The sequence below is a fragment of the Clostridium sartagoforme genome (assembly GCF_039521405.1).
Taxonomy (GTDB): Bacteria; Bacillota; Clostridia; order Clostridiales; family Clostridiaceae; genus Clostridium; species Clostridium sartagoforme.
The window spans coordinates 1-14,864 of the sequence record NZ_BAAACH010000039.1; the positions used below are offsets into that span (position 1 = coordinate 1).

Annotated in this window: 13 protein-coding genes; 7 read left to right on the forward strand and 6 right to left on the reverse strand. The window is 26.9% G+C overall.

Going from position 1 to position 14,864, the window contains the following annotated elements:
* Positions 1-339 precede the first annotated feature (339 nt).
* The gene (gene brnQ, locus ABDZ60_RS17225) at positions 340-1,611 is read right to left on the reverse strand and encodes a branched-chain amino acid transport system II carrier protein (RefSeq protein ID WP_343779827.1); all 1,272 of its coding nucleotides are present in this window, start codon (positions 1,609-1,611) and stop codon (positions 340-342) included.
* Between the two features lie 275 nt (positions 1,612-1,886).
* Here brnQ and ABDZ60_RS17230 point away from each other — a divergent pair, with 275 nt between their 5' ends.
* Complete coding sequence (locus tag ABDZ60_RS17230; RefSeq protein ID WP_343779829.1) at positions 1,887-2,777, forward strand: UDP-3-O-(3-hydroxymyristoyl)glucosamine N-acyltransferase; 891 nt, start codon at positions 1,887-1,889, stop codon at positions 2,775-2,777.
* 190 nt (positions 2,778-2,967) lie between these two features.
* Positions 2,968-3,837 (forward strand): UTP--glucose-1-phosphate uridylyltransferase GalU, encoded by an 870-nt coding sequence (galU, locus tag ABDZ60_RS17235; RefSeq protein ID WP_343779832.1) that lies wholly within the window; start codon positions 2,968-2,970, stop codon positions 3,835-3,837.
* 50 nt (positions 3,838-3,887) lie between these two features.
* On the opposite strand, the gene ABDZ60_RS17240 is transcribed toward galU, so the two are convergent.
* From ABDZ60_RS17240 to ABDZ60_RS17260, 5 genes are all read right to left on the reverse strand, one after another.
* Complete coding sequence (locus tag ABDZ60_RS17240; RefSeq protein ID WP_343779835.1) at positions 3,888-5,108, reverse strand: O-antigen ligase family protein; 1,221 nt, start codon at positions 5,106-5,108, stop codon at positions 3,888-3,890.
* Positions 5,109-5,180: 72 nt separating this feature from the next.
* On the reverse strand, positions 5,181-6,191 hold the full coding sequence (gene trpS, locus ABDZ60_RS17245) for a tryptophan--tRNA ligase (protein WP_343779838.1): 1,011 nt from the start codon (positions 6,189-6,191) through the stop codon (positions 5,181-5,183).
* A gap of 464 nt (positions 6,192-6,655) precedes the next feature.
* Complete coding sequence (locus tag ABDZ60_RS17250; RefSeq protein WP_156174343.1) at positions 6,656-6,802, reverse strand: hypothetical protein; 147 nt, start codon at positions 6,800-6,802, stop codon at positions 6,656-6,658.
* A 151-nt stretch (positions 6,803-6,953) separates the two neighbouring features.
* Positions 6,954-7,109 (reverse strand): zinc-ribbon domain-containing protein, encoded by a 156-nt coding sequence (locus tag ABDZ60_RS17255; protein WP_016207738.1) that lies wholly within the window; start codon positions 7,107-7,109, stop codon positions 6,954-6,956.
* Positions 7,110-7,301: 192 nt separating this feature from the next.
* Entirely contained in the window at positions 7,302-8,396 is a 1,095-nt protein-coding gene (locus ABDZ60_RS17260) for an endospore germination permease (protein WP_016207737.1), read from the reverse strand.
* A gap of 230 nt (positions 8,397-8,626) precedes the next feature.
* On the opposite strand from ABDZ60_RS17260, the gene ABDZ60_RS17265 reads away from it, so the two are divergent.
* The 5 genes from ABDZ60_RS17265 to tyrS all read left to right on the forward strand — a co-directional run bounded on the left by ABDZ60_RS17265 (position 8,627) and on the right by tyrS (position 14,760).
* A complete protein-coding gene (locus ABDZ60_RS17265; protein ID WP_016207736.1) occupies positions 8,627-10,042 on the forward strand; it encodes a spore germination protein in 1,416 nt (471 codons plus the stop codon).
* Positions 10,039-11,157 carry a Ger(x)C family spore germination protein gene (locus tag ABDZ60_RS17270; protein ID WP_047001896.1) on the forward strand — a complete coding sequence of 373 codons (1,119 nt, stop codon included), beginning with the start codon at positions 10,039-10,041 and terminating at the stop codon, positions 11,155-11,157. The genes ABDZ60_RS17265 and ABDZ60_RS17270 overlap by 4 nt, the downstream gene beginning before the upstream one ends.
* Before the next feature lie 149 nt (positions 11,158-11,306).
* Positions 11,307-12,386: a sensor domain-containing diguanylate cyclase gene (locus ABDZ60_RS17275; protein WP_343779843.1), complete on the forward strand. Its 1,080-nt coding sequence runs from the start codon at positions 11,307-11,309 to the stop codon at positions 12,384-12,386.
* 128 nt (positions 12,387-12,514) lie between these two features.
* Positions 12,515-12,925: a hypothetical protein gene (locus tag ABDZ60_RS17280; protein WP_016207733.1), complete on the forward strand. Its 411-nt coding sequence runs from the start codon at positions 12,515-12,517 to the stop codon at positions 12,923-12,925.
* Positions 12,926-13,539: 614 nt separating this feature from the next.
* Positions 13,540-14,760: a tyrosine--tRNA ligase gene (gene tyrS / locus ABDZ60_RS17285; RefSeq protein ID WP_343779845.1), complete on the forward strand. Its 1,221-nt coding sequence runs from the start codon at positions 13,540-13,542 to the stop codon at positions 14,758-14,760.
* Positions 14,761-14,864 lie beyond the last annotated feature (104 nt).

The following is a 14,864-nucleotide window of genomic DNA, read 5'->3' on the forward strand; positions in this document are numbered from 1 at the left end:
TAATTTCTATAGTGATAGGGTATCATTTGCTTAAAAATAATTATAGACGCCATTTTCTGAAGCGCTTACGTTAAATAGTAAATAAGGAAAACCTTGATTTGTTTTTTCATAAAAGTTACATTATGGAAAAACAAATCAAGGTTTTTAATATTAATCACTGGATACTTAATAGATTGAACTCAGTTATAATTTAGAATGAAGCTCATTAATTAAGTATATACTTAATTAAATATTCCTCAAATTTTAATTATCGATTTTATACTTAACCATGTTCCCTAATACCTATAAAAATAAAAAGCTGTAAACTGTGCTTTATGAACTGCAAACTAAAAATTTTACTTAGTCTAATTGTATAGCATTTTTGTTTCTAGGAGAAAAAATAACGTATCCTATTATTATTGAAATTATAGTAGGAAGTACCCATCCAAATCCTAGATTTGAAAGTGGAATAAAACTTAAATTAATCAAAGGAATTTCAAAGAGTATTCCAAAAATCAATGAAGTATAAACTCCAAATCTTATAGCATTAATATTTTTTAATATATTAGATAAAAGAGTAGTAGCAATTAAAGTAATTGATACAGGATATAATATATTAAGTATTGGAATTGATAAAACTATTATTTTATCAACGCCTAGAGTTGCGATTGCTAAGCTAATAATAGATATAACAATAGCATTTAAATTATATGGTAACTTACCCTTTGATACTCTTTCAAAAAATTTTGAGCTTGATGTTAATAATCCAATAGATGTTGTTAAACATGCAAGACCCATAGCAACTCCAATTACTATAGGGCCAATTTGACCTAGTATATTTTTAGCTATTAATACTAGAAGTGTAGTTTTTCCAATATCACTTGATGCTAAGTTGACAGTTTGAGCACCTATATAAGTTAGTCCTCCATAAACAAAAGCAAGCCCAATAATTGCAACAAAACTTGATTTTAATATCATAGTAGACATTTGATTATCTTTGTATCCTTTATTTTTTAATGAATCAGTTATTATACCTGCAAATAATAGAGCAGCTATAGCATCCATTGTTTGATATCCCTCTAGCAAAGCAGATGGGAAAACATTAATAGCATCAGTTTCAACTATATTTCCAATAGGTATAAAAAATCCTTTAGTAATAAGAATTACAAGTAAAATTATTAAAGCTGGTGTTAAGTATTTACCAAGTGTATCAATTATAGAAGTACTTTTTAAAACAAAAAATAAGTTTATTATAAAATATATAGTCATAACTATAAATGGAGATACACTAGGGAAAAAGGGGCTTATTGTAAGTTCAAAAGTAGTAGCTGCTGTCCTTGGAATTGCAAGCAGGGGTCCGACGGCTATGAATAGAGCAGCAGTAAGTATTATTGAAAACTTTTTACCTATTTTATTTGAAAGGGTTTCAAAAGTTCCATCTCCTTTTGAGCAAGCAAAGATAGCTAGGAGTGGAAGTCCAACTCCAGTAGTAATAAATCCTATAATACCTAATAAATATTCGCTTCCTATTTTATTTCCAAGGAAGGCTGGAAATATAAGATTACCTGCTCCAAAGAACATTGAAAATAAGGCAAAGCCAACAATAATAGAATCTTTTGTACTTTTTTTCATTATTTTATTTCCTCCATATAAATACTTTCTATATAATTTTCAACTAATAAATTTAATTGAGTCAAAAATATCATAAATAATAAAAACTTAATAATTCAACAAGAAAAGTATAACTTTTTTAAATAAATATTAAATATGCAGGTTTTATATTAACATAATACGACAATATATTCAATGAATTAATAAATTAAAACATTAGTGAAAAAATGGTATAATATATTTGAAATTTATATCTGAAGTTATTATTAAATATAGAAGGCTTAGGAGGAAATAAAATGTTATTAAGTGAAATTACAAAATTAATAGAAAACTTGAATCTTCTTAAAGATGGGGAATTCACATCTTTAGGTCTAGCAGTTTCAGTATGTGAAGAAAAGTTACTTTCTTTTATTGAAAATGAAAAATATATTAGTGGGTTAAGTGATAAAATTACTTGTTTAATAACAACAAAAGAAATAGGTGATAAACTTAAAAATAAATATGGAATTATAATCTCAAGTAATCCTAGAATGGATTATTTCAAGTTACATAATAAATTGTCTCAAATAGATAGTTATAAAAGGAAAGAGTTTGATACTATATTTGGAGAAAATTGTGAAATAAATCCTCTAGCTTCTATAAGTAAAAAAAATGTAAGGATAGGTAATAACGTAAAAATAGAAGAATTTGTTGTTATTAGGGAGAATACAGTAATAGGAGATAATTCTATTATAAGATCTGGTGTAGTCTTAGGTGGTGAAGGATATGAATATAAGAGAGTAGATGGAATAATAATGAATGTTAATCATTGCGGCGGAGTAATTATAGGAAACAATGTAGAAATTCAATATAATTCATGTATAGATAAAGCACTTTATACTTGGGATAATACAATAATAGAGGATTATTCTAAACTAGATGATTTAGTTCATATAGAGCATGGTGTTAAAATAGGAAAAAGATGTTTAGTTGCATCAAGAACAACTTTTGGGGGAAGAACTATATTAGGAGAGGATTCATGGGTTGGGCTAGGTGCTATTATTTCTAATGGGTTACTTTTAGGGAATAATGTTAGTATAAGTCTTGGATCTGTAGTGACTAAAAATATTAATGATGGTGAAAAAGTATCAGGAAATTTTGCAATTAATCATGATAAATATATAGAATTTATAAGAAGTATTAGATAATCATGATTTTATAAGTATAATAATCTATAATATTAAAAGAACATAGTTTTATTAAAAAGATTATAAGTATTATTGATAAAATTGTAAAATAATTCAATTAAATTGGCGTATAAATTGAATTATATATTTTAATATGTTAAAATAAAAATTGGTTATATTATGTAAAGATATATGAATGAGAGGGATAAATATGAAAGTAAGAAAAGCTATTATACCAGCAGCTGGGCTAGGAACTAGATTTTTACCAGCAACTAAAGCACAGCCTAAAGAAATGCTTCCAATAGTTGATAAACCAACTATACAATACATTATTGAGGAGGCTGTTGCATCAGGAATAGAAGAAATTCTTATAATCACAGGAAGAAATAAAAAGTGCATAGAAGACCATTTTGATAAATCAGTAGAATTAGAAATGGAACTTGAAAAAAATCATAAAGAAGATCTTTTGGAACTTGTAAGAGGAATATCTGATATGGTAGATATTCATTACATAAGACAAAAAGAGCCTAAGGGATTAGGGCATGCAATTTCATGTGCAAGAGCATTTGTTGGTAATGAGCCTTTTGCAGTATTATTAGGCGACGATGTAGTGGACTCAGAAGTTCCTTGCTTAAAACAATTAATGAATTGCTATAAGGAATATAAAACTTCTATTTTAGGGGTTCAAACAGTAAATCAAGAAGATGTAAATAAATATGGAATAGTGGATGGAATTCATATTGAAGATAGGGTTTATAAAGTAAAAAAATTGGTTGAAAAACCAGCTATAGAAGAAGCTCCAAGTAATGTTGCTATATTAGGAAGATATATAATAACTCCACAAATATTTGATATTTTACAAAATACTAAACCAGGTAAAGGCGGAGAAATTCAACTTACAGATGCATTACAAACTTTAATTGAAAATGAAGCTATGTATGCCTATAATTTTGAAGGAAAAAGATATGATGTGGGAGATAAATTAGGTTTCCTGCAAGCAACAGTAGAATATGCTTTGAAAAGAGAAGAACTTAGAGAACCTTTTATTCAATATTTAACAAGTAGAGACTGGAATAAATAATAAGTAAAGCTATAAAACTATCATAAGTTAGTTTTATAGCTTTTATTTAATTAGGATAAGTTTTTATTAATATTATTATAATAACTTGCAATTGCCAAGATAATAAACATAGTAATAATTACTTTTAGTGAATTATAATAACAATCTAATAAATTCATAAATTGAAAGCTAGTAAATGAAATAGTTATTCCAACTAATATATTTTTAATCTTAGTATCATTACAATTTTTTATATAAGATAATAATGTTATTATTGTAAAAGATAAAAATAAAACAAATAATATACTACCTAAAATTCCTAATTCAGATTGTATCTTCAAGAATATATTATGTGGATGTAACGCTTTATAACTACCATGGACCATTAACTCTTGATTGTGGTAGATATAAGTAGGATATGCAGATGTAAAATTCTCATATCCAAGACCAAATATAGGATTATCTTTTATCATAAGCTCAGCAGACTTCCAAATTTTAAATCTACTACTATTTTGATCTAAATTAAAAATATCTAATAATCTAATTCTACTTTGAGGAATTATAAATAGTATTACAGGAATAATTACTGATGCTATTATAAATCTTTTATCATAAACTATTGAAATTAAAACTGAACCAAAAAGTAATGCTAGCAAAGCATTACGAGATTGAGATAATATTATATTTGAAAAAAGTAAAAGTGAGGATATAAATAAAAATATCTTTTGGCTCTTTTTTTTAGTGTTTATAAGTAATAATAAAATTATAAAGATAGATAATATTGTATAAGCACCTAGATTATTTGAATTCTCTAAAAAAGAAGAAATTCTATGTTCTTCATTTAATTGAATATTTGAAAACTTATATTTGATTAATTGAAATATACTTATAAAACTAGATAATATTGAAACACTTAAAAATGAGTTCATCAATATTTTAAATATATTTTTACCAGTTAGCTTATAAGAAATTGAATAATATATAAATATATACATAGAGAATCTTATACTATTCACAATTGTGATCTTTTTGTCAATAGAAATAATTGTAGAGGCATACATAATTAAATTTAATAATGATAATGATAGAAAAATTTTATCTTTTAATAATAGAGGAATATTTTTTATTATATTTTGACGTTCGTCATTTAAAATTATTATGCCTAGAGTTTGTACTAAAAGTATTGAATATAGAATCAAGTCTGAATTTATAATTCCATAACTGGGCAAAATAGGGTATAGAACTATAAATAGTATTATTAAAATATTTAGAATGTTTTTATACAGTTTCATAATATAAACCTCATTTTTTCACATTAATTATAAATAAAGACTCCTATTAAGGAGCTTTATTTATATTTGGTATTATCCTCTAGGAATAAATCCAATCTTTTTTTGCATTTTTCTAAGTGTTTTCATTGATATATAGTTTGCTTTTTCAGCACCTAATTTATATATTTCTTCTAATGCTTTTTTATCTTTAAGGATTTCATTAACTTTATTTTGAATTGGTTCTAACTCATTTACTATAGCATCAGCTACATCTTTCTTTAAATCAGCATAGCCTTTATCTTTATAATAGGCTACAAGGTCTTGTGGGGTTGAACCATTTATTGCAATTAGAAGATCAAGTAAATTCTTAACACCTGGTTGATCATCAGAGTAATTTATAATTCCAAGGCTATCAGTAACAGCTCTAGAAACCTTCTTTCTTATTACTTCAGGTGGGTCCATAATTAAGATGTATCCATTTGGATTATCATCTGATTTAGACATCTTTTTAGTTGGCTCTTGAAGGCTCATAACCTTAGCACCAACCTTTGGAATATATGGATCTGGAATTTTAAATGTTGGACTATAAGTATTATTAAATCTATTAGCAATATCTCTAGCTATTTCTAAATGCTGCTTTTGATCTTGACCCACAGGTACTAAATCTGTATTATATAAAAGAATATCAGCAGCCATTAATACAGGATAAGTGAATAGTCCAGCACCTATTGAATCCCCATATCTCTGAGATTTATCTTTATACTGAGTCATTCTACTAAGTTCTCCCATATAAGAATTACATGTTAAAAGCCATGCACATTCGCTGTGAGCAGGAACATGTGATTGAATAAATAAAGTATTCTTTTCAGGAACTATACCCGCAGCTATATATATTGCAAGAACTTCAAGAGTTCTTTGTCTTAAATCCTTTGGCTCTTGTTTAACAGTTATTGCATGTAAATCTACTACGCAAAAATAACAATCAAATTCATCTTGAAGAGCCACCCAATTTTTTATAGCTCCTAAATAATTTCCTAAAGTTAATTGACCAGAAGGCTGAATTCCACTAAAAATAACCTTCTTTTTATCTGTATTACTTTCCAATTAAAGCACTCCTTTCATTTGTGCATACTAACATATAAGACTTATAGTTATACAATTAATTATAAATTTGGAAATTTACCATGTCAACAAGGAATAAGACTATAGATTGGTATTTATGATGAGTATATGAAATATATGATTAAATTTAGCTTATACAGGATTAATATATAAGTTTAGATTTGATTATTTTAATTTAACATTAGTCAATGGATCAAAATTAAGAGGCACGAAGAACATGAAATGAAATAAGAGGAAAAGTATGAATTTAAATTTATGTATAAATAAGTATTCTAAATAAAAGTATGGGATATTAAGCTTAATAATTTATGAGAGGGAGCAATATTAAACTAACAATAATTGAACTATAAAAAATATATAATTTAAAATATTTTTATTAATCTCAAAGTTATCATAAAATAAAGTTATCTTATAAGATATTCTTTCAAAGTACGTAGATAATAAATTTAAGCCTTAGCATAAAAAATATCTACTACTAATAATAAAATAGCCGCAAGCAATATTATATTTATTGACCAAATTGAATATTTAAATATTAAAGCAAATAATCCTAATAAAACAGATATTGTAAAAAACATCTTTATTAATTTCATTAAAAAAATCCTCCTTCGAAAAATATTAGCTGCAGATAATAGTTTATGTAGATTTAAAGAAAAAATACTTATAAAATATAGGATTTCTTATAATTTGATAAAAATGAAATAAAGACCAATCAAATTAATGATTAGTCTTTTAAAACAGAAACTATCTTCTGTTATTTTGTGCTTTTCTAGCTCTTCTACAATCAGGGCATCTTACTGGCTCATTATCAAATCCCTTTTCCTTGTAGAATTCTTGTTCTCCAACTGTGAAAACAAATTCCTTTCCACAATCTTTACAAATTATTTTTTTATCTTCCATTTTGAAATCCTCCTTAAAATTCATAAGGACAAACTTGATAATTTCTTCCTTAAGGTGAATAATGAACTTTAAGGGGAGAGAATATATCGAAATTTTTCCTAATCATTTAAATTTTCAAAATAATTATACCACAAAATGATATTATTTCAAGAGTATATAATAAAAAAAATCAGATTATTTTGAAATTTCTAATTATTTAGATTTTTTCATTAAGCTTTTTTTGGGGCTATGCCTCAGGTAATATAATGAAAATACTATAATTGGTAATAAAACAAAGCTGAATAAATTAAGTATTTGTAAATACTTCAAAGCATCATAAAGTAAGTAATTATTCATTCCTAAGAAATTAGAAAAAACAAATATTAAAAATGTATATATTCCAATAAAAATGCGCTTATTTTTAATATATTTTTCACAAATTAATAAAATGCTATAGGTTGATAATACATATTTAACAAAAAATCCAATTACAGTCTGAATCAAGAAAAATAGTTCACCAAATTCTATGAATCCACCAAATTCTATCCTTTGCCCAAGTATAAATTCAGGATAAAATATATTAGCAGCTCTTAGTGGGCCAAAGGCAGTTATAACCCCTACAAAAGAGATAATAATAAATGCAGCTGAAATAATACCAGCGTAAAGTGTATGTATTCTAATATGCTCAACTTTATCAATAAACTTTAAAAATGGAATAGCTATCATAAATGAAGAAAATCCACCTAAAATAAGTAAAGTTGAAATAACAAAGCCATAAGAAATATTACTACCAAGTACAGGAAGTAAGTTATTTATATCTTTATAACTTTGAGACAGAGCAAAGAAGATAATTCCATTTATTATTATTATAAATACGCTAACTAAAACAAATATTAATATAGTACGTAGTCTTTTATTAAAGATAAAAAGTGATGGCAGTAGGAAAAATGCCAAGGCATACCAAACAGGAGTCTCAAGAAACAATGTAGAATGTAATATATTAGCTTCTAGAGCTCCAGCTTCAATTGCATTTATAAATAAAGTGATTATAAATATAAGCATTAGAATAAAGCTTAGTGCTTTTGGCATAGAATGCGCAAAAATATAATTTATATCAAAGGTTTTAGTAACATTGCAAATATTGACTATATACATTAAGAAAATAACAAATATTATTGAAGCTATTAAAGAAGCAAGCCAAGTATCTCTTCCCCCTATATCTATGAAAATTGATGGATATGTTTTTAGTGATATGATTACTACACCAATTATAAATAATATAAAATGTTTACTAGAAATTTTATTCATATTTACCACCCTTCTAAAGTTAATGGGAAAAGTGAAAGAGAGAAAGAATGAAAAATTATTGAAATAATTTAGCTTTGCCAAATTAAGGACTTAATTAATAAAAAACTCCAAAGGAGTTTAACTTTAATTCGCTCACTTTTTAAATCTTTCACTTTTTCACTCTTTTTAGTATTAGCAAAAAAATGAATATTAAACAATTTTTCAGCAAATAATACAATCAGGTGATGTATATGAATAATTTAGAATATATAAAAGAGAAAATGAAAAACTCTTTTGATGTTAAATATAGGCCGGTTCAAACGGTTTTAGGTAAAGCAACAGTAATATTTATTGATGATCTATGTAATATGCAAATGATAAGTGAATACGTCGTTTTACCATTGAGAGGTTTTGGTGAACTTCATCCAAATGGAGGTAAAATAACTTCTGTTAAAGAAGTAATAGAAAATGCATTAAATATAGGTGCAACGGATATTGCTAAAGATAGAGATGATGCAATAATGCATATATTATCTGGTGATCCAATAATAGTATTTGATGATTTTGAAGAGATAATATATGTAGAAACTAAGGGGTTTCCAGTAAGAGGCGTTGGAATTCCTGAAACAGAATCAGTTTTAAAAGGACCAAGAGAAGGATTTAATGAATTAATAGTACATAATGTTGCGTTAATAAGAAAAAGAGTGAAAAATCCGAATCTAAAATTTGAAGCAATAGTAGTAGGTGAAGAATCAAATACTGCAGTAGCTGTATGTTATTTAGATGGTGTTGCACCGAAGGAATTAGTTAATGATATAAAAGAAAAAGTGAAAAATTTGGATTTAAGATTTATATTTGATACCAACTATATAGAAGATGAGCTTAAGAGTCAAAAAAGTCTTTTTGATACAGTAGGATATACTGAAAAACCAGATGAGATTGGTGCAAAACTACTAGAAGGAAGAGTTGCTATAATTGTTGATGGAACTTCCTTTGTAATTACCGTACCATACTTTTTTTTAGAAAACTTTCAAATGCCAGATGATTATTATTTGAATAAATATCATACAAATTTTAATAGGATATTAAGATGGTGTGCGTTTTTTGTTGCAACAATGGTACCAGGAATTTATGTAGCAATAATAACTTATCATTTTTCTACTATACCATCATTATTTATGTTTAGGCTTGCGGTATCTAGGGCAGGAGTTCCCTTTCCAACATTTGTTGAAGTTATATTAATGATGCTTGCATTTCAATTTATAAAAGAAGCAGGGCTAAGACTTCCACAACCAATAGGTGGAGCAATGAGTATAGTTTCAGGTTTAATTCTAGGAGAAGCTGCTGTAGGAGCTGGTATAGCATCAAGAATAACTATAATAGTAGTTGCATTAAGTACCCTATCATATTTTTTAATTCCAAAGCTATATGGAGCATTATCATTCTGGGCACTAGTATTAGTTGCGTTTTCGGCAGCCTTTGGAATACCTGGGTTTTTATGTGGAGCTTTATTATTATTAATTCAATTAGCAGAGCTAGATTCAGTAGGGTATCAATTTTTATTCCCAATTGGAAGTATTAATGAATATAGATTTAAAGATGTTGTACTCAGAGGAAACTTAGAAAAAATTTCAAAAGATTTCATAAAAAAGGGGGATGAAAAATGAAGTTCAAGAAGTTAAGTAAAATTATAACAGTATTTTTTATCCCCTTATTCTTAGTAGGGTGCTTTAATTATAGAGATATAAATAAAGTAAGTTTTGCTACAAGTGTTATTTTTGATACAGATGATTTTGGAAGAGCAATAGTTTATGTAGATTGTGTGAAACCTTACAGAAGTACTAATGAAAGTTCAGATAAAGGAAAGAGAATAATATATAAGGGTATAGGTAAAACAGCGTTAGAAGCACTAAGAGATGTAAATTTAGCATCTAGTTTTGAATTGAATTACTCTCAAAATAGAGCTTATATTTTTACAGAAAATGCTGCAAGAGATGGTATAAAAAGATACATAGACTTAATAAATAATAGTCAAGAATTCCAAATCAAACCAGATATGTTTGTTTATTTTGGAGAAGTTAAGGACTTACTAAAAATAACCTCAAGTGATGAAGAGTATTTAGGACTATATTTGGAAGAATTAGTACATAAAAATAAAAGAAATCCAAGGGCAATGAGAGCTAATATGAATGATTACCTAAATAATTCAGTAACAGCTAGTGATACATATATAGTGGGAGTTATTGAAATAAGGGAAGACGCTTTAGATAAAAAAATTGAAATTGGCGGAGGAGCAATAATAAAAGATAACATATTAGTGGAAAGAATTGATGCTAAAGATGCAATGAGTTACAATCTACTTATGAATAATATAAGAAGAGGAACTCTAGAAATGTCTAATCCTCAATCACAACAAGGATTTATAACATTAGATATATTAGATAATAACACAGAAAGTAAAATTCAATACGATGGAGAGAATATTAAATTAATTAAAAATTTAGAGATGAAAGTATCTGTTGCAGAAACACAAGGAAGGTTAATTGTTGATAAGGAATTATTAAAATATATAAAAGAGGTTAAAGAAAAGGAAGTAGAAAGTTATATTAAAAATATATTTGCTGAATATAAAGAAAAGGAACTTGATATTTTTGAAATAGAAAGACTTTTGGATATACATTATCCAAGGGCAGCAGTATATAATCCTATATCAAAAACTGACTTAGAAGTAAATGTAAACATAATAGTTGAAGGAACAGGATTAATTAAAGATAGTTTATAGATAGTTTAGTTATACTATATTACAAATATTATATTGAAAACAATTTTGAATGTAAAAATCTATTGATATTAAAAGGAAAATAAAGTAATATTAACTTATAGATTGTCTGGATTCGATTCATACTATGTTAGATGAAATAGGGAGGGAGTATGGACGATTATAAAGTTAAGTATCAGCAACTTAAGTCAGAGTACGAAAGCTATCAGAAAATCACAGAAGAAAAAATACAGGAATTAAGTTCTGCTAATGTTCAATATGAAAAAAACCTTGATATGCTTTCTAATGTAATATTAATTAGCAATTATATAAATTCAAATTTAAGTAGTAAAAATATAATACCAATGATAAATGATATGATTATAGGAATTATAGGAGTTACTCAATCCACCATATATTTACTAGAAGATTTTAAATTTGTGATAAAAGCTACTAATGGCACAGAAGAAAGTATAGGCCTTACAGAAGAATGTAAAAAATACATAAGTAAACATAAGACTTTTATTTTAAATTCAAAGGAGCCAATAATAGAAGACGAGTTAAATGGTATATCTATTCATTCACGAATGGGTGTGCCAATTAAAGTTGGAGAAAATTTTATAGGTTATATAATAGTGGATCATACCCACTATAATTTTCTATCTGAATTTCACGAAATTTTCTTAACTTCAATAGCAAGTCAAATAGCAATTGCTTTAGAAAACTCTATTTTATATAAAAAGATAGAAAAGGCAGCACAATGTGATGCTTTAATTGGAATTTATAATAGAAAGACATTTTATGAAATTATAGAGGAAAGATTAACTAATGGTAAAATAGAAAAATATGCAATAGTTATGATTGACTTAGATAATTTTAAAAGGATTAATGATACTTTAGGACATCAATTTGGAGATAAAGTATTGATAGAAACCGCAAATTTAATTAGGAATATGCTATATCCAAAGGATATAATAGCAAGATATGGTGGAGAAGAAATAATATTATATATAGATTGTACAGACAGTAATCAAGAGGTATACGAGCGAATCGATAATATAAGGGAAGCGGTATCAGAAAACTTTATATCAAAAGAAGAACTTGGAAGAAATATTACTGCAAGCTTTGGGGTTGGTTTTTATCCATATGATGGAGAAAATCTAGAAGCTGTTATTAATTGTGCAGATAAATACCTTTATAAAGCAAAGCATGCAGGAAAAAACAAAGTAATGAGTTCTCATTTTTTTAGGTAAAAAGATAGTGATGTAATAGAACACACTATCTTTTTATTTTTTAAAATATTCTGTAAATATTTTCAACTAAATAGAATATACATATATTAAGAGAATAAAAAAAATTCTATTAGGGGGAGTGGATTCCAATGATTCAAGTCTTTTGTGCAAGAAGAGGGGCAGGTAAAACCAAAAGGTTAATAGAACTTGCTAATGAACATTCAAATAAAGCAAAAGGAGATTCAGTTTATATTGATGACGATGCAAGACGTATGATGCAGCTTAGAGGTAAGATAAGGTTTATAAATACTAATGAACTTGGCGTAATAGATTGTGAGAGCTTTTATGGTTTACTTTGTGGAGTTATATCTCAAAATTATGATGTAGAAAATATATATATAGACGCTTTATCTAGTATAGTTAATAATATATCGGAATCAACGAATCTCTTTAGAAAATTAAAGGAATTCTCTCAAAGATATAATTTAAATTTATATATAAATTTAAATTGTGAATGTACTGATGATCTACCAGATTGTATAAGAGAATATGTGGCTTAGAGAATTGGTAAAATGAATTAGTTAAAAATTTTATTAAAAATTAAGTAATTTATCGGGAGTGGATTATAGAATTTAAAGATTAAAGGACTGGATAATTTATAACTGATACGTTATTAGAGAGTTAAGAAAAGCTTAAATAGAAAAGCTTAAGTAGTTAAAGATTGTCTTAGATAAACCGGATTATAAGAATTAAGTTGTTAAATAAGTAAGTTTTATTTGGAATTTAAAGTTCAAATATTAAGTAAAGGAATTCTAGTAATAATTCGGGAAATCTAAATTAATAAAAATTAAATGTCGAAAAAGTAGTAAGTAGGGGTAATTCTATTGTTAAGAATTACTCCTTTGTTTTAAATTGCGAATCATTTTTCAGTTCACAGTTCACAAGGCACAGTGCACAGTTGTTTTAATTTTTTCATTCTTTCATTTATAAATTGCTTTGCAATTTATATCATAACCTGTTCCCTGTTACTTTATTCCAAAAACTGTGAACTGTGAACTGTGCGCTGTGAACTATATAAATTGCTTCGCAATTTAAATCAATGGTTTTATAGTTGATAATATGTAAATAAAAAGATATACTATAATAAGTAAAAATAAATAGGAGGTTACGTAGAATGGCTAATGTTTTAGACGAGTTATTAGATCGTGGATACATAAAGCAATTCACTCATGAAGATGAAACAAGAGAATTGCTAGAAAAGGAGAAAATAACTTTTTATATAGGATTTGATCCAACAGCTGATAGTTTACATGTTGGACATTTTATTGCGTTAATGTTTATGGCACATATGCAAAAAGCAGGACATAGACCAATAGCGCTTCTTGGTGGTGGAACAGCAATGGTAGGAGATCCATCAGGCAAGACTGATATGAGAACAATGCTTACGAAAGAACAAATTCAACATAATGTGGATTCAATAAAAAAACAAATGGAAAGATTTATAGATTTTTCTGATGATAAAGCAATATTAGTTAATAATGCAGATTGGTTATTAAATTTAAATTATGTAGATTTCTTAAGAGAAGTTGGAGTTCACTTTTCAGTAAATAGAATGCTTACAGCAGAATGTTTTAAACAAAGATTGGAAAAAGGACTTTCTTTCTTAGAGTTTAATTATATGCTAATGCAAGGATACGATTTCTACGTACTAAATCAAAAGTATGGCTGTAAAATGCAATTAGGTGGAGATGACCAATGGTCAAATATGATTGCAGGGGTAGAATTAGTTAGAAGAAAAGCTCAAGCTCAATCAATGGCAATGACTTGTTCTTTATTAACTAATAGCCAAGGTCAAAAAATGGGAAAAACAGTGGGGGGAGCTTTATGGCTTGATCCAGATAAAACTTCACCATTTGATTTTTATCAATACTGGAGAAATGTAGATGATGCAGATGTAGAAAAATGCTTATCATTATTAACATTTGTTCCAATGGATGAAGTAAGAGAAATATGTTCTGTTGAAGGAGCAGCTATAAACGAAGCTAAAAAGCGTCTTGCTTTTGAAGTTACAAAACTAGTTCATGGAGAAGAAGAAGCAACTAAAGCTAAAAATGCTGCTGAAGCTTTATTCTCTGGTGGAGTTGACATGAGCAATGTTCCTACAGTAACAATAAGTAAAGAAAAATTAGGTGTAAGCTTATTAGATATAATGGCTGAAAATAAAATAGTTCCATCTAAAGCAGAAGGAAGAAGACTAATCCAACAAGGTGGCTTATCAATAAATGGAGAAAAAGTAACTGAAGTTACCAGAACTTTGGAAGAGTCAGATTTAGAAGATGGTTCAGCACTTCTTAAAAGGGGAAAGAAAAACTACAATAAGATAGTTGTAGAATAAATTAAATAATGATTAAAAAAGCTATTAATATAACCCTTATTTAAAGTTTAGGCTTTAGATAAGTATTAATATTAATAGCTTTTATATATGTTTAAAGAAGCAAT

What these genes read in the sequence shown, in the direction of transcription:
- brnQ (WP_343779827.1), bottom strand. Translation starts at nt 1,611, where the DNA reads ATGAAAAAAAGTACAAAAGATTCTATTATTGTTGGCTTTGCCTTATTT.
- ABDZ60_RS17230 (WP_343779829.1), top strand. Translation starts at nt 1,887, where the DNA reads ATGTTATTAAGTGAAATTACAAAATTAATAGAAAACTTGAATCTTCTT.
- galU (WP_343779832.1), top strand. Translation starts at nt 2,968, where the DNA reads ATGAAAGTAAGAAAAGCTATTATACCAGCAGCTGGGCTAGGAACTAGA.
- ABDZ60_RS17240 (WP_343779835.1), bottom strand. Translation starts at nt 5,108, where the DNA reads ATGAAACTGTATAAAAACATTCTAAATATTTTAATAATACTATTTATA.
- ABDZ60_RS17250 (WP_156174343.1), bottom strand. Translation starts at nt 6,802, where the DNA reads ATGAAATTAATAAAGATGTTTTTTACAATATCTGTTTTATTAGGATTA.
- ABDZ60_RS17255 (WP_016207738.1), bottom strand. Translation starts at nt 7,109, where the DNA reads ATGGAAGATAAAAAAATAATTTGTAAAGATTGTGGAAAGGAATTTGTT.
- ABDZ60_RS17260 (WP_016207737.1), bottom strand. Translation starts at nt 8,396, where the DNA reads ATGAATAAAATTTCTAGTAAACATTTTATATTATTTATAATTGGTGTA.
- ABDZ60_RS17265 (WP_016207736.1), top strand. Translation starts at nt 8,627, where the DNA reads ATGAATAATTTAGAATATATAAAAGAGAAAATGAAAAACTCTTTTGAT.
- ABDZ60_RS17270 (WP_047001896.1), top strand. Translation starts at nt 10,039, where the DNA reads ATGAAGTTCAAGAAGTTAAGTAAAATTATAACAGTATTTTTTATCCCC.
- ABDZ60_RS17275 (WP_343779843.1), top strand. Translation starts at nt 11,307, where the DNA reads ATGGACGATTATAAAGTTAAGTATCAGCAACTTAAGTCAGAGTACGAA.
- ABDZ60_RS17280 (WP_016207733.1), top strand. Translation starts at nt 12,515, where the DNA reads ATGATTCAAGTCTTTTGTGCAAGAAGAGGGGCAGGTAAAACCAAAAGG.
- tyrS (WP_343779845.1), top strand. Translation starts at nt 13,540, where the DNA reads ATGGCTAATGTTTTAGACGAGTTATTAGATCGTGGATACATAAAGCAA.